Raw genomic sequence first — 21,781 nt, forward strand, 5'->3', positions numbered from 1 at the left:
CCGCTTGCCGCCGCACCGCGGGAACCTTTCCCGTACCGGTGAAACGCCTTCCGTTTGGGCTTTCGGGCCGTCAGGAGCAAGACTGCTCCCGTGACGTCCCGTACTCCGCGCGACTCCAGGCTGCGACTTGTCCGCCCGCGACCCCTCGCCACCGCCCGCAAAGCGGTGACGACCCGGCGTACCAGGCCGGCTCCCCGGCCCCCCGAGGGCACCCCGCCCCGGACGGAACTGGCCCGCCAGGCCAGGGCGGTACTCGCCGACGCCGTACGCATCGCCCACTGGGCGGCGGGCACCCCGGGGCCGGGCACCGCCGCCCCGCTCGCGGCCCACGCCCTCGAACGGGCGGCCACCGCCCTGGAACTCTCCCCGGCGCAGGTCCGCGCCGGCTGGGACCGGGCCCGGCTGGCCGGACTGATCGAACTGCACGGCGACACCGCCCGCCCCGGCTGGCGGCTGCGCGCCTGGGACCGGGACGACTCCGCCGTCCTGCGCGGCTGGGTGGCGCTCTTCGACGCCTGGTCGCTCGTCCACGCCGCACCCGCGGACATCGAGGCGGGCGCCGTCGCCGAAGCCGTCGAGGCCGTGCCGCAGGTGCTCTCCCTCCTCCAGCTCTCCGCGGGCCCCGTCACCGTCCCCGCCCTGCTGGACCTCCTCGGCCAGCGCGTCGCCGAACTCCAGGAGGAGCGCTGCGAGGTGCCCCTGGGACCCGGCAGAACCGCGCCCGCCACCCCGGCCGACACCCCCGCCGGGGCGGCGGCCGAGAACGGCGCCGGACCCGCCCGGAGCGCCGACCTCAACGCCCTGCTGCTCGACTGGGCCCTGGAAGGGCTCGCCGCCGTCGGGGCGCTGACGCTCGGCAACGGGCACGCCACCCTCACCCCGCTCGGCAACTGGGCGGTCTGGGTCAAGCTGGAACAGATCTGCGTCGCCGCCCAGAGCCCGGCCGGCAACATCGAGCAGTCCGCCGCCGACATGCTCCTCGGCTGCGCCCGGCTCACCCCCGGACCGGCCCGCGACGAATACCGCGCCTGGCTCGCCGCCCGCACCGTCGGCAGCGCCGTCGCCGAACTCCTGGCCGTCGCCCGCGGCGAGGACGCGCTGCTGCGCGGACTGGCCTTCGAGGCGCTGCGGGTCGTCGGCGCCCCCGCCGAGCCCGAGGTCCGCGCGGTGGTCACCGAGCCCTCGCTGCGGCCCTACGCGCTGCTCTGGCTCGCCGAGTACGAGGGCAACGACCCGGACGACGCCCAGGACGTCCTCAGCCGCGAGGAGTCCACCTGGCTCTGGGTCGACACCGCGGCGGCCGTCGCCGACCACGGGGAGATCGGGCTGCTGGTGCGCCACCTCGACTCCGCCGTCCAGGGCACCGTCCCGGCCCTGCTCGACGAGGTCAGAGCCGTCGGCCACCCGCGCACCGTGCAGGTCCTGGTCGCCCTCGCCGCGGCCCACCCGGACCCGGCCCTGGCCAAGGCGGTCCGCCGGGCCGCCTTCCAGGTGCACACCGGAGGAGCCTGAGCCGCGCCCCGGCGGGCCCCGGCGGCGGCCGAGCGAGAGCCCGGCCGCCGCCGGGGCCCGCCGGCCCGCTCAGCCGGACCCCGGGGCGTAGGTCCCGAAGCTCCACACATTGCCCTCGCCGTCCCGCGCCATGTAGTCCCGGGAGCCGTAGTCCTGGTCGGTCGGCTCCATGAGGATCTCCACGCCGAACTCCCTGGCCCGGGCGCAGTGCTCGTCCACCTCGTCGACCACCACGTACACCCCCGCGGGGCCCGCCCCCGCCATCGCCCGCGCGAACAGCCCCTCGCGCCCCCGGGAACCGAGCATCACCCTGCCGTTGCCCAGGGACAGCTCGGCATGCAGCACGCTGCCGTCCTCCCCCTCGTAGACCGCCTCCTCGGTGAAGCCGAGGCCCTGCGTCAGCGTCCTGATCGCGGCCTTCGCGTCGTCGTACAGGATCGTCGGGTAGATCGTGGGAACGCCGCTCGCTCCGCCTGTCATCGCACTCACCTCTCCCGGTGTCGCGTCCGCTGTCCGGACCACCCTGATGTGATCTGCGTCTCAGTCTTCCACCGGTCACCGGACATGCCCTCCCGGGAAGCGTTCCCGCCGCTCGGGCCGGTCCGGATCAGGGGAAGGTGTCGCACCGCGCCATGTCGCCCGTGCGGAACCCGGTGGAGAACCACTGCTGCCGCTGCGCGGCCGAACCGTGCGTCCACGACTCCGGGGTGACCCGCCCCTGGTACCGCTCCTGGATCCGGTCGTCGCCCACCGCCGCCGCCGCGTCCAGCCCGTCCCGGACGTCCGCCCGGGTCAGCTCGGTGACCAGCGGCCGGCCGGTCGACCCGTCCGGCGTGGTCGTGGCGTGGTGCGCCCAGACCCCGGCGTAGCAGTCGGCCTGCAACTCGACCCTCACCGCGTTGCTGTTCTCGCCCCGCCGCCCGTCCCGCGACCGGCCCAGGGTGCCCATCAGGTCCTGCACATGGTGGCCGTACTCGTGCGCCACCACGTACGCCTGGGCGAACGGTCCGCCGCTGGAGCCGAACCTCGTCCGCAGGTCGCCGAAGAACCCCAGGTCCAGATAGACCTTCCGGTCGCCGGGGCAGTAGAACGGCCCGACCGCCGACGTGGCGGCCCCGCACGCGGTACCGACCCGCTCGCTGAACAGGACCGTCCGGGCGGGCGTGTAGTCCGCGTCGCGCCGCCCGAACTCCAGCCGCCAGAAGTCCTGCACGCTGTTGACCACCGCCACCGTCCGGCAGTCCTCCCGGCTGTTCGCGTCCTGCCCCTTCAGGCAGCTCTCCTGCACCTGCCCGGCCGACGACGCGGTCGCCGCCGGGTCCGCCCCGTCGGAGGTGAGCCCGAGCTGATCCGGTCCGACGCCGAACAACAGGCCCAGGACCAGGGCGATCACCCCGGCGATACCGCCGCCCACGGTGGCCCTCCCGCCCGGGATCCGGCCACCGCGGACATCCTGGACCTCGGAGGTGTCCAGATCGGCGTCGTCGTCGAACCGCACGGTCGCACCACCCTCGGGCCGGGGCGGGCGACGGGGCGCCGCCCTGCGCCGAGTATCGGCCGGTTCGTCCCGGCGGGCACGCGGAAAAGGAGTTGCGTACCGCCAGTAGAATGGGCCGTATGGCCTTTCTCCTTGTGCATTAGCGGCGTCGAGAGACCTCCGCCCTCGTCCCTCCGCCGTCCATACTGCCCTGGAGTTTTTCCGTGATCACCGCTTCCGGCATCGAGCTGCGCGCCGGCGCCCGCATCCTCATCGAATCCGCTTCCTTCCGCATCGCCAAGGGCGACCGCATCGGCCTCGTCGGCCGCAACGGAGCGGGCAAGACCACTCTCACCAAGTGCCTCGCGGGCGAGGGCACCCCCGCGGGCGGCACCATCACCCGCTCCGGCGAGGTGGGCTACCTCCCGCAGGACCCGCGCACCGGCGACCTCGACATCCTCGCCCGCGACCGCATCCTCTCCGCCCGCGGCCTCGACACGATCCTGCGCAAGATGCGCGAGAACGAGGACCGGATGGCGAACGGGCAGGGCGCCACCCGCGAGAAGGCCATGAAGAAGTACGAGCGCCTGGAGACGGAGTTCCTCACCAAGGGCGGGTATGCCGCCGAGGCCGAGGCCGCCACCATCGCCGCCGCGCTCAGCCTGCCCGACCGGGTCCTCGGCCAGCCCCTGCACACGCTCTCCGGCGGTCAGCGCCGCCGCGTCGAGCTGGCCCGGATCCTCTTCTCGGACGCCGACACCCTGCTCCTGGACGAGCCGACCAACCACCTCGACGCCGACTCCATCGTCTGGCTGCGCGACTACCTCAAGTCCTACCGCGGCGGCTTCGTCGTGATCTCCCACGACGTCGAACTGGTCGAGACGGTCGTCAACAAGGTCTTCTACCTCGACGCCAACCGCTCCCAGATCGACATCTACAACATGGGCTGGAAGCTCTACCAGCAGCAGCGCGAGGCCGACGAGAAGCGCCGCAAGCGCGAGCGCCAGAACGCCGAGAAGAAGGCCGCGACCCTCAACGCGCAGGCCGACAAGATGCGCGCCAAGGCCACCAAGACCGTCGCCGCCCAGAACATGGCCAAGCGCGCCGACCGGCTGCTCTCGGGCCTGGAGGCCGTACGGGTCTCGGACAAGGTCGCCAAGCTGCGCTTCCCCGACCCCTCGCCCTGCGGCAAGACCCCGCTGATGGCCGAGGGCCTCTCCAAGTCCTACGGCTCGCTGGAGATCTTCACCGACGTCGACCTCGCCATCGACAAGGGCTCCCGCGTCGTCATCCTCGGCCTCAACGGCGCCGGCAAGACCACGCTGCTCCGCCTGCTCGGCGGCGCCGAGAAGCCCGACACCGGTCAGGTCATCGAGGGCCACGGCCTCAAGCTCGGCTACTACGCCCAGGAGCACGAGACCCTCGACCCGGAGCGCACGGTCCTGGAGAACATGCGCTCCGCGGCCCCCGACCTCGACCTGGTGGCCGTCCGCAAGACGCTCGGCTCCTTCCTCTTCTCCGGCGACGACGTCGACAAGCCCGCGGGCGTGCTCTCCGGTGGCGAGAAGACCCGGCTCGCCCTGGCGACCCTGGTCGTCTCCTCGGCCAACGTGCTCCTGCTCGACGAGCCGACGAACAACCTCGACCCCGCCAGCCGCGAGGAGATCCTCGGCGCCCTGCGCACCTACAAGGGCGCGGTCGTCCTCGTCACCCACGACGAAGGGGCCGTCGAGGCGCTCCAGCCGGAGCGGATCATCCTGCTCCCGGACGGCGTCGAGGACCTCTGGGGAGCGGACTACCGCGACCTCGTCGCGCTCGCCTGATCCACCGGGGCCCCGCCCGATCCACCGGGGATAGATCATTCGGCCTACGCGTGATCCGTCATCTGCGTGAGGACGTCTCGTACTCCGGTGGTGCGCCCGGCGCTCACCCGTCGTGCGCCCCTTTTCCGGCCACTCTTCCCCCTACGGCCCTGACCTGGATGTTCTTCCACCGGTCCCGGCCGTACGCCCTCGCGGGCCTTGCGGAATCGGGGATTCGAAGCGCGTCGACGCGCTTCGCGTCCGGGAAACCGCTCGCACCGACCTTGCCGAATGGGTGGCCAGGAAGGGCGGGAGGGGTGATCATGAGAAGTCCAGAGCGCACTTCCCATGAGGAGGCACGGGTGGCCGAGACTCTGAAGAAGGGCAGCCGGGTAACCGGCGCCGCGCGTGACAAGCTCGCGGCAGACCTGAAGAAGAAGTACGACTCCGGTGCGAGCATTCGGGCGCTGGCCGAGGAAACCGGCCGCTCCTACGGGTTCGTCCACCGGATGCTCAGTGAGTCCGGAGTGACGCTGCGAGGGCGCGGCGGCGCGACACGGGGCAAGAAGGCCACTTCGGCCTGAGGCCTCCGCGTTCCCGGTGCCTTCGGCGTCATACGGGCCCAACGGATTTCGGGGTGGCCACCCGGCTGACCGCAAGGTCGTCCGGGTGGTTACTGTTCAGTCACTTAGTTCTGAGTGCTGACTGCACCCGATCCGGAGGCGCCCCATGACCTCGCTCGACACTGTGCTCGACAAGGACGGCGTACGGCTCACCGTCGACGAAGCCGTCGCCACGGTGACGCTCACCCATCCGGCCAAGCGCAACGCTCAGTCTCCCGCTCTGTGGCGGGCGTTGACCGAGGCCGGAAGGGCGCTGCCCGGCACGGTCCGGGTGGTGGTGCTCCGCGGCGAGGGCATGTCGTTCTCCGCGGGCCTCGACCGGCAGGCCTTCACTCCCGAGGGCTTCGACGGCGAGCCGTCGTTCCTCGACATGGCGCGCGGCCCGGAGGCCGAGCTCGACGCGATCATCGCCGAGTACCAGGAGGCGTTCACCTGGTGGCGCCGCAACGACCTGGTGTCGATCGCCGCGGTCCAGGGCCACGCCATCGGCGCCGGCTTCCAGCTCGCTCTCGCCTGCGATCTGCGGATCGTCGCCGAGGACGTGCAGTTCGCCATGCGCGAGACCAGCCTCGGCCTCGTCCCCGACCTCACGGGCACCCACCCCCTGGTGCACCTCGTGGGGTACGCCCGCGCGCTCGAGATCTGCGCCACCGGCCGCTTCGTGCACGCCGAGGAGGCCGAGCGCACCGGCCTCGCCAACCTCGTGGTCCCCGCCGACCAGCTCGACGCGGCCGCCGGCGACCTGACCGCGGCCCTGGTGGCGGCGCCCCGCGACGCCGTCGTCGAGACCAAGGCCCTCCTGGCCGGCGCGCTCTCGCGCGGCTACGAGGAGCAGCGCGTCGCCGAGCGGGCCGCCCAGGGCCGCCGGCTCCGCGACCTGGCGGGCATCACCGACTGACGGACGCCGACCGGAGCGCCGAGCCGGGCTCAGCCGTTCGAGCCCGGCTCCACCACGTCCGTGACCAGCACCGACACCGGCAACCGCGCCTCCTTTGAGGCCGCCGCCACCGCCGTGCGCACCGACCGGGCGACATCCAGCGCCCGGCGGTCCCCGGCCGTCGCCACCTCGACCCGCACATGGTCGTGTGCGGTGTGCACCGGGCCGCCCAGGACCCGGGTCAGCGAGACGACCCCCGGCACCCCGGCGGCAGCCGCCGCCACCGGCCCCTCCGGCTTCGCGCCCGGGGCCGGCGACCCCGTCTCCGCGCCCGTCACCTGATCGGTCGCACCGTCCGCCAGCAATGCCGTGACCGTCAGGTCCACCTCGGCGATCTCCAGGCCCAGCCGGGTCGCGGCGGCCGTGAGCAGCGCCGCGCGCAGGGCCGCCGCCGCGTCGGGCAGCGGCCGGTCCGGGGTGGTGGAGAACTCCGCCTCGATGCGCAGCGCTACCGACGGCAGCGCGTTCGGCGGAGCCGGGGGCGGCGGCGCACCCGCAGCGCCCCGCGACGCGCCCCCGGCGCCCCCGGCCACCGCCGCCTGGACCGCCGCCTCCGTGGGGCCGATCCGCAGTTTGCCCAGCACCGTCCCGGGGCGGGCCGTCGCCCCGCGCAGCACCGCGGCGGCGGCCGTCTCGGCGATCCACGCGCCGTCCGCCGGGCCGCCCAGCGGCAGCAGTCTGCCCAGGCCCAGCCGTTGCCGTACCGCGGCGGTCCATCCGTCGACCCTCTGCGGGTCCCGCGCTGTTGTCATCGCCCCAGCCTGCCGCATCCACGGCGCGGGATGGGGAAAGCGCACTTAACGTGGGCAAGGAAGTCCAACCCTGTCCCGAAGGGAAGATCGGCGATGACTGAGAGCTCCCAGCGCAACAACCCCGACAGCGGCTCGGGCGGCAAGAACCTCGGCAAGCGCGGCGGCGGCGACCCCGGCACCCGGGGCCGCACCACCATCGCCGACGGCGTCGTGGAGAAGATCGCCGGAATGGCGGCACGCGATGTGGTCGGCGTCCACGCGATGGGGAGCGGCCTGTCGAGGACCTTCGGCGCGGTCCGCGACCGGGTCCCCGGCGGCGGCAAGTCCGTCACCCGCGGCGTGAAGGCGGAGGTCGGCGAGTCCCAGGCGGCCCTCGACCTGGAGATCGTCGTCGACTACGGCGTCTCCATCGCCGACGTGGCCCGTGACGTGCGCGAGAACGTCGTCTCCGCGGTGGAGCGCATGACCGGTCTCGAAGTCGTCGAGGTCAACATCGCGGTCAGCGACGTCAAGCTCCCCGACGAGGACGACGACGAGGACGAGTCCGAACAGCGTGTCCAGTAGCCCTTCCGCATTCTCCGTCGCACGCGCACGCCAGTTGAGGAGAGAAACACGATGAGCATGGCTGTCGCCGGTCTGTTGGCCGGCATGGCGCTCGGGTTCGCCGGGTACTTCGGCGGGTTCGGAGCCTTCGTACTGGTGGCCGCGCTGGGCGCGGTCGGCTTCATCGCCGGCCGCTTCCTGGACGGCGACCTGGAGCCCGGCGACTTCTTCCGGAGTCGCGAGCGCGGCGACCGGCGACGGTGACGGCGGTGACCGGCCGGGTCGCCGCCGCGGTACGGGGCGAGACCCGGATCGCCGACCGCGTCGTCGCGAAGATCGCCGCCCAGGCGGCGAAGGAAGCGGTCGACGAACCGCCCGCGGACGGGGCGTCGCCGCGGGCCACCGTCACGGTGCACCGCGACGCCGCCCGGGTCCGCGTCAGCCTGGAGCTCGGCTACCCCAGCGACATCGGCCGCCAGTGCGGCGCCGTACGCCGCCGGGTCGCCCAGCGGGTCAAGGCGCTGGCCGGCATGGAGGTGCCCGAGGTCGCCGTACAGGTCGAACGGCTGCACCCCGCCGGACCCGGCGCCGCCGCACAGGGGAGGATCCGATGACCGAACCCGGTGAACCGACAGGCTCCACCCGGCGGATGCCCACTGTGGGACAGGACGACGCCGGTACGGCCCGGCAGGCCCCGGACACCTCGGCCGACCGCCGCGAACCGGTCCCCACCCTGGAACAGGGCGACGGTTCCGCCGGCCGCTTCTGGTCCGCCCGCCGCGTCCCGGCCGCCCTGCTGGCCCTCGTCCTCCTGGGCGCGGCCGGGCTGCTCCTCTACGACATCGCCGCCGTCCGGGCCGACCACCCGGCCATGCAGTGGCGTCGCTCCCTCGCCGACGGCCTGGCCGAACGGCAGCTGGACGACGTCGCGGTGCTCGTCGGGGCGGGCGTGGCGGCGCTGATCGGCCTCTGGCTGATCCTCCTCGCCCTCACCCCGGGGCTGCGCGACCTGCTGCCGATGCGCCGCGACCGCGCCGACGTCCGGGCGGGCCTCGACCGCACCGCCGCCGCACTGGTCCTGCGGGACCGGTCCGTGGAGGTGTCCGGCGTGCAGTCCGTGCGGGTCAGGATGGGACGGCGCAGGGCGAAGGTGCGTGCGCTCTCCCACTTCCGGGAACTCGACGACGTGCGGACCGACCTGGACGCCGTGCTGGAGAAGGCCGTACGGGAGCTGGGCCTGGCGCGTCCGCCGGCCGTCTCCGTCGAGGTGCACCGACCGGCGAAGAAGGGATGAGCAGCATGCGCTCCACCGTCAACCGGGTCCTGCTGGCCCTGGCCGGGCTGGTGCTGGTCGTCGTCGGCGGAGCGGTGCTCGCCGCCGGCCTCGGCGCGTCCGTGCCCTCCTGGTGGCCCTGGGACGGCAAGACCGACGTCCTGCTGAGCACGGCCGACCGGCAGCGCTGGCGCGACGACGGCTGGTGGTGGCCGACGGTGATCGCGGCCCTCGCCGTCCTCGTGGTCCTCGCCCTGTGGTGGTTCCTCGCCCAGCTCCGCCGCGGCCGGCTCGCCGACGTCCTGGTCGACAGCGGCGACGGCGAAGGAGCCCAGCTGCGGGGCCGCGCCCTGGAGGGCGTCGTCGCCGGGGAGGCGGAGGCACTGGACGGAGTGGCCCGCGCCCAGGCGATGCTGACCGGCCGCCGGACCGCCCCCCGGGCCCGGGTCCGCCTGCTGCTGGAGCCGCACGCCGCGCCCCTGGGGACGCTGAACGCGGTCGCCGACGGGGCGCTGAGGCACGCGCGCACCTCGGCCGGCCTGGACGCGCTCCCCGCCGAGGTGCGCCTGCGGGCCGTCAAGCACCGTGCGGAGCGGGTGTCCTGACGGCCCTGGGCGTATGGACCCGCGGGGTTGTCGGCGCGGCTGATCGGGCGGGTCAGAACCCGTTCCGGGATCCGCCGTCCACCGGGACCATGATGCCCGTGAGATAGGAGGCGGCCGGGGAGAGCAGGAAGGCCGCGGTCCTCCCGAACTCCTCGGGCGTACCGTAGCGGCGCAGCGGAATCCGCGCCTCGTTCGCCGTGCGGGCCGCCTCCGCGTCGCCGGACAGGGCGTCCAGCTCACGGACCCGGTCGGTGTCGATCCGGGCCGGCAGCACGCCGACCACCCGGATGCCGCGCGGGCCCAGCTCGTCGGCCAGCGACTTGGCAAAACCGGCGAGACCGGGGCGCAGCCCGTTGGAGATGGTCAGCCCCGCGATCGGCTCATGGACCGATCCGGAGAGCACGAAGCCGATCACGCCGCCCTCGCCGAGCGCGGCGGCGGCCGTCCGGGCGAGGCGCACCGCGCCGAGGAACACCGTCTCGAACGCCGTCTGCCACTGGTCGTCCGTGTTGTCCGCGAGGAAGCCGGGGGCGGGTCCGCCGACGCTGATGAGGATGCCGTCGAGCCGCCCGAAGCGGTCCCGCGCGGTGTCCACCAGGCGCTGCGCGGCGGCCGGGTCGGCGTTGTCGGCGGCGAGCCCGACCGCGTCCGGGCCCAGCTCGGCGGCGGCCTCCACGACGGACTTCTCGTCCCGTCCGGTGATGATCAGCTTCGCGCCGTCGGCGGCCAGGGAGCGGGCCGTGGCGTTGCCGAGGCCCCGGGTCGCTCCGGTGACGATGTAGACGCGGTCCTTCAGTCCAAGATCCATGCCCCTATCCTGCCGGGTCCTCCCCGGCCAGGTCGACAGCGGAGTTCACCAGTCCGATGTGGCTGAAGGCCTGCGGGAAGTTGCCCAGCTGCCGCCCCGCCGCCACGCCGTACTCCTCGGCCAGCAGGCCCACGTCGTTGCGCAGCTCCAGCAGGTGCTCGAACAGCTCCCGGGCCTGGTCGGGCCTGCCGATCCGCTGCAACGCGTCCACCAGCCAGAACGAGCAGGCGAGGAACGCGCCCTCGTCGCCCGGCAGCCCGTCGACGGAGGAGCCCTGGGTGCTGTAGCGGCGGACCAGCCCGTCGCTGCCCAGCTCGGCGCGGACCGCGTCCACCGTGCCGATCACCCGCGGGTCGTCCGGCGGCAGGAACCCGGTCCGCACGATGAGCAGCGTCGAGGCGTCCAGCTCCCGTGACCCGTAGGACTGGGTGAAGGTGTTCCGCTCGGGGTCGTACCCCTTCTCGCAGACCTCGGCGTGCACGGCCTCGCGCATCGCCCGCCAGCGCTCCGCGTCGCCGGGCAGTTCGGGGTTCTCCTCCAGGGAGCGCACGGCCCGGTCGGCGGCGACCCAGGCCATCACCTTGGAGTGCACGAAGTGCCGCCGGGCGCCGCGGATCTCCCACAGCCCCTCGTCCGGCTCGCGCCAGGTCGACTCCAGGAAGCCGAGCAGGCTGAGCTGGAGGTTCCAGGCGTGCGGCTTGTCGTCGAGACCGGCGACGCGGGCGAGCCGGAGCGCGTCGATGACCTCGCCGTACACATCGAGCTGACGCTGCCGGACGGCCGCGTTCCCGGTGCGCACCGGCCGGGAGTTCTCGTATCCGGCGAGCCAGGGCAGCTCCGACTCGGGCAGCCGCCGCTCGCCGGCCAGCCCGTACATGATCTGGAGGTCGGCCGGGTCGCCGGCGACGGCCCGCAAAAGCCAGTCCCGCCAGGCCTCCGCCTCCTCCAGATAGCCGGCCGAGACCATCGCCCCGAGTGTCAGCGTGGCGTCCCGCAGCCAGCAGAAGCGGTAGTCCCAGTTCCGTACGCCGCCGATCTCCTCCGGCAGGGAGGTGGTCGGGGCTGCCACGATGCCGCCCGTCGGGCCGTACGTCAGCGCCTTCAGGGTGATCAGGGAGCGCAGCACGGCATCGCGGTAGGGGCCTTCGTAGGTGCAGTGGTCGGTCCACTTCGCCCAGTCGTGCAGGGTGTGCTTCAGCGCCTTGTGCGGGTCGATCAGCTTCGGACGCGGTGAGTGCGAGGGGTGCCAGGTCAGGACGAACGCCACGCTCTCGCCCTCGGCGACGGTGAACGAGGAGCAGGTGCTGAACTGCTGGCCCCACGTCTTGACCGGCGGTTCGCTGCGCAGCCAGACGGAGTCGGGGCCCGCGACGGCGACCCGGTGGCCGTGGGACTTGCGCACCCAGGGCACCACGGACCCGAAGTCGAAGCGCAGCCGCAGCACCGAACTCATGTCGACGGTGCCGCTGACGCCCTCGACGATCCGCATCAGGTCCGGCGCCTTGTCGCGCTGCGGCATGAAGTCGATGACCTTCACCGTGCCGGTCCGCGTCTCCCAGTACGTCTCCAGGACCAGGGAGTCCTTCACGTACGCGCGCCGGGTGCAGGTGTCCGAGGGGCCCGCCCCCTTGGGCGCGACGCGCCAGTGGCCGTTCTCCTCGGTGCCCAGCAGGGCGGCGAAGCAGGCGCCGGAGTCGAAGCGGGGCAGGCAGAGCCAGTCGACGGAACCGTTCCTGCCGACGAGCGCGGCGGTCTGGAGATCGCCGATCAGGGCGTAGTCCTCGATGCGTGGGGTCACGCCAGGCGTTTTCCCGAACCGGGCCCTTGTCAACCAGCCCCTGTGGCCCGATGGGTGTGGAGCGTGTCTCAGGCGCTCGCCGGTTCGGGCTGCTCGGGGGCGTCGGCCGTCGTGTTCCCGGCCGCGGCGGCCTGGTCGCGGTCGCGCTTCTCGCGGCGTACGAGAATGATCCAGCCGACCGGGACGGCGGCGACGAACAGCCACCACTGCACGGCGTAGGCCATGTGCGGGCCGATCGAGCTGTCGTCGGGGGAGGCGATCTGCTCGGGCAGGTCACCCGCCGGACGGGGCTCGGTCTGTTCGATGTATCCGCCGAGGACCGTGCGGGAGAGCAGCTGGGACTGCTGGTCGCTGTTGATCAGCATCACCTGCCGGTCCGGCAGCCCCGCCAGGTCCTTGATGCCGCTGCTGCCGGTCGTCTCGTCCGCCTTGAGGCGGCCGGCGACGGTCACTTCGCCGCGGGGCGCGGGCGGCACGTCGGGGAAGGCGGTCTGGTTCGGCGCGGCCGGCACCCAGCCGCGGTTGACCAGGACGGTGCCGCCGCCCTTGAGGTCCAGCGGGGTCAGGACGTGGACGCCGATGCGGTCGTCGTCCGAGGTCCGGCGGCGGACGACCACCTCGTGCTCGGTGTCGAACGTGCCCGTCGCGGTGACCGCCCGCCAGTAGTCCGAGCGCGGGACCGTGTGTCCCGGAGAGGTGAGCTCGGAGACCGGGACCGGCCGCGCTTCGAGGTTGCGCGAGATCAGCCCGTTCTGCTCGACCCGGTGCTCGTGCTTGTGGAACTGCCAGAAACCCAGCTCGATCATCGTCGGGATCAGCGCGAGGCCGAGCAGGGTGAGGATCACCCACTGCCGGGTCAACAGGAAGCGGTACACCCCATGACCGTACAACCGGGGCCATGGGGTGCGGCACTCAGGGGTGCCACCGGAGCGGCCCGGCGGCGGGGCGTTCCCTCACACTTTGTCCACGATGCCCGCCCTCCCCTCGGCGCGGGCGCAGTGGGCGCCGCAGTACCAGTGCCCGTCGGCCTCGACGCCCTGCCCGATCACCTGGACCCGGCAGTGCTCGCAGATCGGCGCCATGCGGTGGATGGCGCAGGAGAAGCAGTCGAAGACGTGCACCGCGCCCTGCGCGTGCACCTCGAAGGACATGCCGTAGTCGTTTCCGCAAACCTCACAACGTGCCATGCGCCACAGGGTGGGACGCCCGGCGGTCCCGGGCGAGCGGCTGCCGGGCGAGTCGCGGGCGGTTCACTCCGATGACGGGGTCGCTTCCGGTGGCGGCGGGGGCGCCTGCTGCGGCAGGACGGCCCCGCCGGCGGGGGCCACATCGCGCAGCAGATGGGTGAAGGCGCTCTCCTCCAGGATCGGCGTGCCGAAGGACTTCGCCTTCTGTGTCTTGGAGGTGGCCGCGTCCGGATCGTTGGTCACCAGCAGACTGGTCAACCGCGACACGCTGGTCGCCACATGGAGCCCGGCCTCGATCGCCCGGTCCTCCAGCAGCTCCCGGTCGATCGAGGTGTCCCCGGAGAAGGCCACCCGCATCCCCTGCTGGAGCGGCTTCTCCTTCTCGTACCGCCCCGGATTGGGATACGGGCAGGCCGGCCGCTTCCGCGAGGGCCGCCAGCTGTTCGGCTGCCGCGAGGGCTGGTACCCGACGCGCGGGGTGACGGGGGAGTCGGACCACTCCGTCAGCGGCCGGCACTCCAGCAACGGCAGCCGCACCCCGCCCCGGGCCGCCGCGTGCAGGCTCGGCCGGAACGCCTCGGCCAGCACCCGGGCGTCGTCCAGCGCGTGGTGGGCCCGCTGCTGGACGACGCCGAAGTGCGCGGCGAGGGAGGCCAGCTTGTGGTTGGGCAGCGGCAGCCGCAGCTCCTTGGCGAGCGCGATGGTGCACAGCCGCTGCTCGACCGGGGCGACGACCGAGGCCCGGGCGTACTCCCGGGCGATCATCGACCAGTCGAACGCCGCGTTGTGCGCCACGAGCACCCGGTCCGCGAGCCGCGCGGACAACTCCTCGGCCACCTCGGGAAAGAGCGGAGCCCCTTCGAGCACGTCGCTCGTCAGCCCATGGATCCAGACGGGCCCGGGGTCGCGCTCCGGGTTGACCAGCGTGTACCAGTGGTCCTCGACGTTGCCCAGGGCGTCCAGCCGGTAGACGGCGGCGGAGATTATCCGGTCGTCGCGGGCGAGGCCGGTGGTCTCCACGTCGACGACCGCGTACCCCTGGGGGTAGGCGGTCGGCCACGGTGCGGCTGTCTGGCGGTCGTCGGGCATGGTCACAGAGAATACGGGCCGCGACCGACAGTCCCCTATTCGGCCGGGTAGGGCCGTGCCCGGTGGGGCGCCGGGTCCCCGCAACTCCCGCCCCTGCCCGCCGCCTTCGGGTCAGCCGAGCGCGGCGACCAGATCGCCCGCGGTCACCCGGTCGAGACCGCAGCCGTCCACCGGCCCCGGCAGCAGCCGGTAGACCGTGCCGCTCACCCTCTCCGGGGCCGCGTCCCCGCTCACCAGGGCGAGCAGCACCCGCTTCCCGGCCGCCGTCCGTTCCGTGGCGGCGACCGCGCCCCCGTCCTCCGCGGAGTGCGGCTCCTTTTCGTCCGGGGTGCGGAGCACGCGTATCCGGTCGGCGAAGGCCGCCGTGTCCTCCCCGGCCGCCCGGCGGTAGCGCAGGAGGGCGTCCCCGCGGGAGACCGCCACCTCGTCGGTCCGGGCCGCCGCGTGCCACACCGCCAGATCCCACAACGTCGTACGCCCCGACGAGAAGTACTGGTACAGGTCCCTGCCCGCCCGGCCCAGTTCGTCGACGTGCCGGGCCACGCTGTGGTGGCCGTGGGACGGCGGCAGATGCAGATCGGTCCACAGGAAGGTGCGCCGCGCCACGTCCACCACCATCGGGACATGGACCCGCGAGTGACCGATCAGGTCGTAGCGCTGACGGACGGTGCGGGCGTCGAAGTGCGCCCCGCGCCCCTCCACCGACGGCAGCGCCATGAACCCGGCGAACGCGTCGGGCAGCAGCTCGAACGGCACGTTGTTGTAGCTGAACACCACCGGCATCGCGAACCGCACCCCGGCCGCGGTGAGCCCGCGCAGGTCGAGGTCCGCGTATTCGCTGGCGCCCCTCGGCGCGGGCGCGGACGTCAGGTCGCCGGAGTGCACGGCCAGCCGGTCCCCGTGGACCAGGTTGGTGTAGTCGCAGAGCCCGGTGTACTTCCAGTCGGCGTCGAAGAACGCCACCGACAGGTCGAGGTCGACGGTCGTCGCGGGCGGCTGCGTCCAGTGCAGGAACATCCGCAGCACTTCGCCCTCGGGCAGGTGCTGGGTACTGCCCCGGGGAACCGCCACCAGCGCCTTGGCCGCCGCGCTCTCGGAGGCCGGTACGGCGAGCGCGGCCAGCCCCTCGTCGAGCACCGCCAGATCGAAGCGGGAGGCGGCGGAGAGCCGCCGCAGCACTTCGCGCTCCAGCAGCGCGCAGACCCGTGCGACGGTCGCGGCCGGCAGCGGGGGACGGGTGTCGTCCAGGGTGAACGAGTGCGTCACCCGGCCCCGGGGGAAGAAGACCCGCCGGGCGCCGGGGACGTCACGGATCCTCAGCCGGCCCAGCGCCGCCAGCAGCGGACCGGGGCCGGCCCCGGCGAGTCCGCTCTCCAGCGCCTCGACCAGCGCGTGCGGCGGCTCCCCGTCCCCCGCCGCCCGCAGCACGTGGTCCAGTCGGCGCAGGAGGGTGCCCGGTCGCCGGGCGAGCAGCGCGATCGCGGTGTCGGTGTCGCCCGCGGCGAAGGCCTGCTCGACCCGCCCGGTCCAGGTGTCGGCCTTGAACAGCGCGCCGTCCGCACGGACCGCCCGCGGGTGTTCGGCTGCGGTACGCGCCAGGGTCGCCGCGAGCGGCTTCGTCACCGTGGACAGATGGGTGGCCCGCAGCACCGCGAAGGCGAGGGCGGCCCGGGGGTGGCGCGCGTGCTGCTCGTTGGGGTGCAGCGTCTCACCGGCCCGCTTCCACCGCTCCGGGTGCCGCAGCAGGTCCTCGACGAGTGAGGTGGGGGACAACCCGTCGAGTACGGCGAGGAGTTCGCGCCGGAGCCCGCGCGGCAGGGAACGGTTGCGAGGTGTGTCCAGCAGGTCCGCCCCGCCGCCCGACCAGACGGCGAGCAGCCGCAGCACGTCCGTGGCGGTGGTCAGCCGCTCGGGCAGCACCTCCCGCACCGCGTCCCGGGTCCGCCGGTCCCGCAGCAGCGTGCCGAGGACCAGCGCCTTCGTCTCCCGTACGGGAATCTCCTCGGGCAGCCAGCCGAGCCCCGCCGGAGTGTGGTCGAGCAGGCTCGCGACGTCCTCCCGGTCCTCCGGGGAGAGCGGGGTGCGCCGCGCCAGCAGCCGGCCGAGCGCCCGGACCGCGTCGGCCGCCGCGTCGGTGCCCAGGACCAGCGGCTGCACGGGGCCGGCCGCCGTCTCCACCGGCCGCCCGGGCGGCGAGGGCTTCAGGAAGGGGTCGTCGTCGGCGGTGCGGCGATGGCAGATCGGGCAGCCTGAGTAGTCGGCTCCGTCCCAGCACTCGCGGCACACGAGGTGGGCGCACGGAGCGACCGGTCGCACGCTGCCGACGGTGGAGCAGAGCACGCACGGCTGGTGCGGCCACTGGAACAGCAGGGTGAACACCCGGTCCACGTACAGCTGGAGCGTGTCGTCCGGCACGGAGGCCGGGAAGCTGCGGAAGAGCGGCATATGGGTGCGGTCCGCGCCCAGCTCCGCGTCGATGTGGCGCACCAACTGCTTTCCCGCGTCCGCCAGCCCGGTCGGCCCCAGCGAGGCGAGGGCGGTGTGCAGGGCCGGAGTCAGTGCGAACCCGCGGTCCAGGAGCTCGGCCTCCAGGGCCACCAGCCCGGTCGTCGGCGGAGGATCACCGGGCCGGCGCCCGGCCTCCCCGACGTACACCGTCCGAAGACGGCGGAGCAGCACGGACGACAGTGACGGCGACACGGACAAACAGGCCCCAGGGGAGGAGAGGGAGGAGGAAGGGGCGGGGGCGGAGAGTGGGTGCGCTACGGGTGTCGTAGAGGTGGAGAAGGAAGCACAACGCGGAGCCGCCCCCGCGCAGGAGGGAGCTTACGGAGGCGGGTAGAGGCGCGCCACGTGTTTAACGGCCCGTGGTTCCTTGGCAGAAGGTGCCAAAGACTGCTGACGGCAGGTCGCGCATACTTGTGGGTAACAACGTCTAGCCCTCGCCGACCCACGGCCCTACGGTGCTCGCATGGAGCCGAACCTGCCCGATGTCGTGCTGTGGTCAATACCGGCCTTCGTGCTGCTCACCGTGATCGAGATGGTCAGCTACCGCCTCCACCCGGACGAGGACGCCGCCGGGTACGAGACCAGGGACGCGGCCACCAGCCTCACCATGGGGCTCGGCAGCCTGGGCTTCGACCTGCTGTGGAAGATCCCCATCCTGGCGATCTACATGGGGGTCTACGAGCTGACACCGCTGCGGGTGCCCGTGGTGTGGTGGACCGTCCTGCTGATGCTCCTCGCCCAGGACTTCTTCTACTACTGGTCCCACCGCGGCCACCACGTGATCCGGATCCTGTGGGCCTGCCACGTGGTCCACCACTCCAGCGAGAAGTTCAACCTGACCACCGCGCTGCGCCAGCCCTGGACCTCCGCCACCGTCTGGCCCTTCTACCTGCCGCTGATCGCCTGCGGCGTGCACCCGGCGGCGCTCGCGTTCTGCCAGTCGGCCAACCTCGTCTACCAGTTCTGGGTGCACACCGAGCGCGTCGGCAAGCTCCCGCGCCCCTTCGAGTACGTCCTCAACACGCCCTCCCACCACCGCGTCCACCACGCCTCGCAGGGCGGGTACCTGGACCGCAACTACGGCGGGATCCTCATCATCTGGGACCGGATGTTCGGGTCCTTCGCGGCGGAGGTCGAGCGGCCCGTCTACGGGCTCACCAAGAACATCACCACCTACAACCCGCTGCGGGTCGCCACCCACGAGTACGCCGCCATCGCCCGGGACGTCCGGGCCGCCGGCACCTGGGGCGAGCGGGCCGGCCGGGTGTTCCGCGGGCCCGGCTGGCAGCCGGCGCCGAAGGCGGGGGCAGGGGCGGGAGCGGGGGTGGAGGCTCCGGCAGCCGCCTCCGTACCCGCCCGGGCCACCGCCTCCGCGTCCTCCGCCGCCCCGGCCCCGGAGCGCACCCCGTGACCGCCACCGCGTCCCGCACCGGCCGCATCGGGCACGGCGGTCGCGCCGAGCGCTTCGCCCGCCCCGTGCTCCTCGCCTTCCTCCTCGCCGCCGCGGTCGACCTGGCCGGGCTGATCGCCGGGGCCGAGACCGTCCACCTGGTCGCCAAGCCGCTGCTGATGCCGCTGCTCGCCGGGTACGCGGCGCTGAGCGGCGGGCCCCGACTGCTCGTCGCGGCCCTGCTGTTCGGATGGGGCGGCGATGTCTTCCTGCTCGCCGACAACGACCTGGCCTTCCTCGTCGGCATGGGCTCCTTCGCCGTCGGCCACGTCTGCTACCTGACGCTGTTCGGCCGCGACCAGGCCCGCGCGCCACTGGCCACGGGCGCCGGATACGCCCTCGTCCTCGTCGTCTTCCTCGTGCTGATCTGGCCGGACCTCCCGGCGGACCTGCGTATCCCGCTGACCGGCTACAGCCTGCTGCTCACGGCGGTGGCCTGGCGGGCCGGCGTGCTCGGCCGGTACGCGGCGGCCGGCGGGGCGCTGTTCCTGGTCTCCGACGCCCTCATCGCCACCGGCATCGCCGACTGGCCCCAGGCCCCCGCCCCCGACTTCTGGGTGATGCTCACCTACATCGCCGCCCAGGCCCTGCTGACCCTCGGAGTGCTCACGGCGGCCCCGGGCCGGAGAACCGGACGAACCGGCGCGTACGGTGAGGGGAGTACCAGCGGCTAGACCGGCAAGGACCCCCAACGTATGCGCGCCACCGTCATCCACGCCCCCCACGACATCCGGGTGGAGGAGGTGCCGGACCCGGGGATCCAGCACCCCACCGACGTGGTGCTCAGGGTGGTGCGGGCCTGTATCTGCGGCAGCGACCTGTGGGCCTACCGGGGCGAGTCGGCCCGGCGGCCCGGCCAGCGCATCGGCCACGAGTTCCTCGGCGTCGTCGAGGAGGTCGGCCCCGGGGTGAACGGCTTCGCCGTCGGTGATCTGGCCGTCGCCCCGTTCGTCTGGTCCGACGGAACCTGCGGCTACTGCGCCGAGGGCCTCACCACCTCCTGCGCCGAGGGCGGCTTTTGGGGCTCGGTCGGCCCGGACGGCGCGCAGTCGGACGGCGGCCAGGGCGAGGCGGTCCGCGTCCCCCACGCCGACGGCACCCTGGTCAAGCTCCCGGCCGCCGCGGCCTCCGACGACCGCCTGCTCACCGCCCTGCTGGCGCTCTCCGACGTCCTGGGCACCGGCCACCACGCCGCCGTCGGCGCGGGCGTCGGGCCGGGCGGCACCGTCGCGGTCGTCGGTGACGGAGCGGTCGGGCTGTGCGGGGTGCTCGCCGCCAAGCGGCTCGGCGCCGAGCGCGTCATCGCGCTCGGCCGCCACACCGCGCGCACCGACATCGCCCGGCGCTTCGGTGCGACCGACGTGGTCGCCGAACGCGGCGAGGCGGCCCTCGCCGCCGTCCGCGAACTGACCCGGGGCGAGGGCGCGCACAGCGTCATCGAGGCCGTCGGCACCGAGCAGTCGATGCGCACCGCCCTCGGCATCGTCCGCGACGGCGGCTCCATCGGTTACGTGGGTGTTCCGCACGGCAGCGCCACGGGCGTGGACCTGGGGGTGATGTTCGGCCGGAACATCGCCCTGCGCGGCGGCGTCGCCCCGGTACGCCGGTACATACCGGAGCTGCTCCCCGACGTACTGGACGGCACGATCGACCCGTCGCCCGTCTTCGACCGGTCCATCGGCCTGGACGACGTACCCGTCGGCTACAAGGAGATGGACGAGCGGACCGCGCTGAAGGTGCTCATCACGCCGTAGCGCCCCGACACGGGCGGGGGCCCGGGGAGGACGTCCTCCCCGGGCCCCCGGTTCCCGCGCGGTCAGGTGCCTACCAGCGCACCGCGTCCAGCGCGTCGACCACTCCGGCCCCGTAGAAGCCGTTGTCGTTCTTGCCGCCCTCGCAGACCGCGTCGATGACACCGTCACCGTTGATGTCGTACGGCTCACCGCACGCCTTCGCGTCCGCCTGGAGCGTCAGCAGCGCCTTCACCGCGGCCGGCGAGGCGTAGGGGTGACGGGACTTGATCAGCGCCACGACGCCCGCGACGTGCGGGGACGCCATCGACGTACCGGCCTTGTAGCCGAACCTGCCGCCCGGCAGCGTCGACAGGATCAGCCCGTTGACGGCCGGCGGCTCGGGGGTCTGGTAGACCGTCGAGTCACCGCCCGGGGCCGCCACGTCGATGATGCCCTTGCCGTAGTTCGAGTAGGAGGACTTGAGGCCCTTCGCACCCGTCGCCGAGACCGTCACGACGCCCGGCAGCATGGTCGGGATGTCCGGGCAGGCGCTCGGGTCGATCGTCCGCGTGACCGGTTCGGTGTCGTTCGGGCTGGTCGTGTCCTCGATCGCGTCGAGGGCCAGGTCGTGGCGGGAGTTGCCCGCCGCCGCGACGTTGACCGTGCCCCTGCGCTCCGCGTACTTCACGGCGCGGGTGAGCGCGTCGACCAGGGCGCCCTGGTCGGCGTCGTTCTTGCAGGTGAACAGCCACGGGTCGGTGTAGTAGCTGTTGTTGGTCACCTCGACACCGCGCTCGGCGGCCCAGATGAACCCGCAGACGACGGCCTCGGTGTAGAAGAACCCGCTGGGGTTCGACACCTTGATGCCCGACACCTTCACGCCGGGGGCGACGCCGGTGACGCCGCTGCCGTTCTTCGCCGCGGCGATGGTGCCCGCCACGTGCGTGCCGTGGTCGCTCTCGCCCGCCGCCGGACGCCAGGAGCCGGCGGTGGTGTCCGGAGCGCCCGACACGCAGTTCGCCGAGGCGCCGCTGTCGAAGTTCGGGGCCAGGTCCGGGTGGGTGTCGTCGACGCCCGTGTCGATGACGGCGACCGTCACCTTCTTCGAGCCGAGCGACTTCTGGTGCGCCTTGTCCGCCTTGATCGCGGGCAGCGACCACTGGAGGGGTTCCAGCGGGTCCTCGCCGGCCTTCGCGTCCGCGGCGGCGGCCGCCGCCTGCTCGGCGGTGAGCGGCTGCGCTATCGCGCCGACGTCCTTGGTGGCCTGCGGCACGATCGGGTTCGTCCGGGTGGCGCCCGCCGACTCCACGCCCCGAACCCGACGAATCGTTTCGCCGAAGGCCGGGTTCTGCGAGTGGACGACGATGACGCCGATCTGCTCGTAGGTGATGACGACGGTGCCGCCGGCCTTGGCGATCGCCTTCTCGACGTTCTTGACGGTGCCGTGTCCGCCCCGGGTGTTGACCACGTAGGACAGCTTCGGTCCGTCGGTCCGCACACGCGCGGCCGCCTGCTCCCCGGTGGGCGCCGCCGTGGCCGTCGCCGTCGGCAGGAAGCCGAGCGAGGCCGTCAGCGCGAGTCCGACGGGCAACGCGAGTGCGCGGGTCCGTCTCGATGCCAGATGAGCCATGGGGTCTCCACATCATCCGTGCCGAACGACCGGACACCTGGCGTGTTCGGTCGC

Annotated in this window: 22 protein-coding genes; 12 read left to right on the forward strand and 10 right to left on the reverse strand. The window is 73.3% G+C overall.

Annotated elements, in window-relative coordinates:
• The first annotated feature begins 165 nt into the window (after positions 1-165).
• Complete coding sequence (locus tag DTB53_RS09960) at positions 166-1,512, forward strand: hypothetical protein (RefSeq protein ID WP_003969954.1); 1,347 nt, start codon at positions 166-168, stop codon at positions 1,510-1,512.
• Between the two features lie 69 nt (positions 1,513-1,581).
• On the opposite strand, the gene DTB53_RS09965 is transcribed toward DTB53_RS09960, so the two are convergent.
• Both DTB53_RS09965 and ypfJ read right to left on the reverse strand, forming a co-directional pair.
• Entirely contained in the window at positions 1,582-1,992 is a 411-nt protein-coding gene (locus DTB53_RS09965) for a VOC family protein (RefSeq protein WP_003969955.1), read from the reverse strand.
• 127 nt (positions 1,993-2,119) lie between these two features.
• Positions 2,120-3,010: a KPN_02809 family neutral zinc metallopeptidase gene (ypfJ, locus tag DTB53_RS09970; RefSeq protein ID WP_042497443.1), complete on the reverse strand. Its 891-nt coding sequence runs from the start codon at positions 3,008-3,010 to the stop codon at positions 2,120-2,122.
• Positions 3,011-3,213: 203 nt separating this feature from the next.
• On the opposite strand from ypfJ, the gene DTB53_RS09975 reads away from it, so the two are divergent.
• The 3 genes from DTB53_RS09975 (at position 3,214) to DTB53_RS09985 (ending at position 6,312) form a co-directional block, all read left to right on the forward strand.
• Positions 3,214-4,812 (forward strand): ABC-F family ATP-binding cassette domain-containing protein, encoded by a 1,599-nt coding sequence (locus DTB53_RS09975; protein WP_003969957.1) that lies wholly within the window; start codon positions 3,214-3,216, stop codon positions 4,810-4,812.
• A gap of 341 nt (positions 4,813-5,153) precedes the next feature.
• A complete protein-coding gene (locus DTB53_RS09980) occupies positions 5,154-5,375 on the forward strand; it encodes a helix-turn-helix domain-containing protein (protein ID WP_009337982.1) in 222 nt (73 codons plus the stop codon).
• 145 nt (positions 5,376-5,520) lie between these two features.
• Positions 5,521-6,312 carry an enoyl-CoA hydratase/isomerase family protein gene (locus DTB53_RS09985; protein WP_012381446.1) on the forward strand — a complete coding sequence of 264 codons (792 nt, stop codon included), beginning with the start codon at positions 5,521-5,523 and terminating at the stop codon, positions 6,310-6,312.
• 29 nt (positions 6,313-6,341) lie between these two features.
• On the opposite strand, the gene DTB53_RS09990 is transcribed toward DTB53_RS09985, so the two are convergent.
• The gene (locus tag DTB53_RS09990) at positions 6,342-7,103 is read right to left on the reverse strand and encodes a hypothetical protein (protein ID WP_012381447.1); all 762 of its coding nucleotides are present in this window, start codon (positions 7,101-7,103) and stop codon (positions 6,342-6,344) included.
• Positions 7,104-7,196: 93 nt separating this feature from the next.
• Here DTB53_RS09990 and DTB53_RS09995 point away from each other — a divergent pair, with 93 nt between their 5' ends.
• The 5 genes from DTB53_RS09995 to amaP are packed head-to-tail and all read left to right on the forward strand — an operon-like array spanning position 7,197 to position 9,524.
• Positions 7,197-7,667, forward strand: a complete 471-nt coding sequence (locus tag DTB53_RS09995) for an Asp23/Gls24 family envelope stress response protein (protein ID WP_003969961.1) — start codon at positions 7,197-7,199, stop codon at positions 7,665-7,667.
• Between the two features lie 51 nt (positions 7,668-7,718).
• Positions 7,719-7,910, forward strand: coding sequence for a hypothetical protein (locus DTB53_RS10000; protein WP_012381448.1), 192 nt, complete (start codon positions 7,719-7,721; stop codon positions 7,908-7,910).
• Positions 7,907-8,260, forward strand: a complete 354-nt coding sequence (locus DTB53_RS10005; protein WP_003969962.1) for an Asp23/Gls24 family envelope stress response protein — start codon at positions 7,907-7,909, stop codon at positions 8,258-8,260. The genes DTB53_RS10000 and DTB53_RS10005 overlap by 4 nt, the downstream gene beginning before the upstream one ends.
• On the forward strand, positions 8,257-8,940 hold the full coding sequence (locus tag DTB53_RS10010; RefSeq protein ID WP_003969963.1) for a DUF6286 domain-containing protein: 684 nt from the start codon (positions 8,257-8,259) through the stop codon (positions 8,938-8,940). Before DTB53_RS10005 ends, DTB53_RS10010 begins: the two co-directional genes overlap by 4 nt.
• Positions 8,941-8,945: 5 nt before the next feature.
• Positions 8,946-9,524, forward strand: a complete 579-nt coding sequence (gene amaP / locus DTB53_RS10015; RefSeq protein ID WP_003969964.1) for an alkaline shock response membrane anchor protein AmaP — start codon at positions 8,946-8,948, stop codon at positions 9,522-9,524.
• 52 nt (positions 9,525-9,576) lie between these two features.
• On the opposite strand, the gene DTB53_RS10020 is transcribed toward amaP, so the two are convergent.
• The 6 genes from DTB53_RS10020 to DTB53_RS10045 form a co-directional block, all read right to left on the reverse strand.
• Positions 9,577-10,332 carry an SDR family oxidoreductase gene (locus DTB53_RS10020; RefSeq protein WP_012381450.1) on the reverse strand — a complete coding sequence of 252 codons (756 nt, stop codon included), beginning with the start codon at positions 10,330-10,332 and terminating at the stop codon, positions 9,577-9,579.
• 4 nt (positions 10,333-10,336) lie between these two features.
• Positions 10,337-12,130 carry a glycoside hydrolase family 15 protein gene (locus DTB53_RS10025; protein ID WP_012381451.1) on the reverse strand — a complete coding sequence of 598 codons (1,794 nt, stop codon included), beginning with the start codon at positions 12,128-12,130 and terminating at the stop codon, positions 10,337-10,339.
• A 68-nt stretch (positions 12,131-12,198) separates the two neighbouring features.
• Positions 12,199-13,005, reverse strand: coding sequence for an SURF1 family cytochrome oxidase biogenesis protein (locus DTB53_RS10030; RefSeq protein ID WP_003969967.1), 807 nt, complete (start codon positions 13,003-13,005; stop codon positions 12,199-12,201).
• Positions 13,006-13,083: 78 nt separating this feature from the next.
• Entirely contained in the window at positions 13,084-13,317 is a 234-nt protein-coding gene (locus tag DTB53_RS10035; protein WP_012381452.1) for a metallothionein, read from the reverse strand.
• A 63-nt stretch (positions 13,318-13,380) separates the two neighbouring features.
• On the reverse strand, positions 13,381-14,412 hold the full coding sequence (locus DTB53_RS10040) for a DEDDh family exonuclease (protein WP_030705028.1): 1,032 nt from the start codon (positions 14,410-14,412) through the stop codon (positions 13,381-13,383).
• Between the two features lie 105 nt (positions 14,413-14,517).
• The gene (locus DTB53_RS10045; protein WP_012381453.1) at positions 14,518-17,106 is read right to left on the reverse strand and encodes an MXAN_6230/SCO0854 family RING domain-containing protein; all 2,589 of its coding nucleotides are present in this window, start codon (positions 17,104-17,106) and stop codon (positions 14,518-14,520) included.
• 271 nt (positions 17,107-17,377) lie between these two features.
• On the opposite strand from DTB53_RS10045, the gene DTB53_RS10050 reads away from it, so the two are divergent.
• From DTB53_RS10050 to DTB53_RS10060, 3 genes are read left to right on the forward strand one after another with little or no spacing between them, the layout of a single operon-like run.
• The gene (locus DTB53_RS10050) at positions 17,378-18,325 is read left to right on the forward strand and encodes a sterol desaturase family protein (protein ID WP_012381454.1); all 948 of its coding nucleotides are present in this window, start codon (positions 17,378-17,380) and stop codon (positions 18,323-18,325) included.
• Positions 18,322-19,038 (forward strand): lysoplasmalogenase, encoded by a 717-nt coding sequence (locus tag DTB53_RS10055; protein ID WP_012381455.1) that lies wholly within the window; start codon positions 18,322-18,324, stop codon positions 19,036-19,038. The genes DTB53_RS10050 and DTB53_RS10055 overlap by 4 nt, the downstream gene beginning before the upstream one ends.
• Positions 19,039-19,059: 21 nt before the next feature.
• Positions 19,060-20,118, forward strand: coding sequence for a zinc-dependent alcohol dehydrogenase family protein (locus tag DTB53_RS10060; RefSeq protein WP_012381456.1), 1,059 nt, complete (start codon positions 19,060-19,062; stop codon positions 20,116-20,118).
• Between the two features lie 70 nt (positions 20,119-20,188).
• Here DTB53_RS10060 and DTB53_RS10065 read toward each other — a convergent pair whose 3' ends face one another.
• Positions 20,189-21,727 carry a S8 family peptidase gene (locus DTB53_RS10065; RefSeq protein WP_012381457.1) on the reverse strand — a complete coding sequence of 513 codons (1,539 nt, stop codon included), beginning with the start codon at positions 21,725-21,727 and terminating at the stop codon, positions 20,189-20,191.
• Between the last annotated feature and the right edge of the window lie 54 nt (positions 21,728-21,781).

It is taken from the genome of Streptomyces griseus (assembly GCF_900460065.1).
Lineage (GTDB): Bacteria > Actinomycetota > Actinomycetes > Streptomycetales > Streptomycetaceae > Streptomyces > Streptomyces griseus.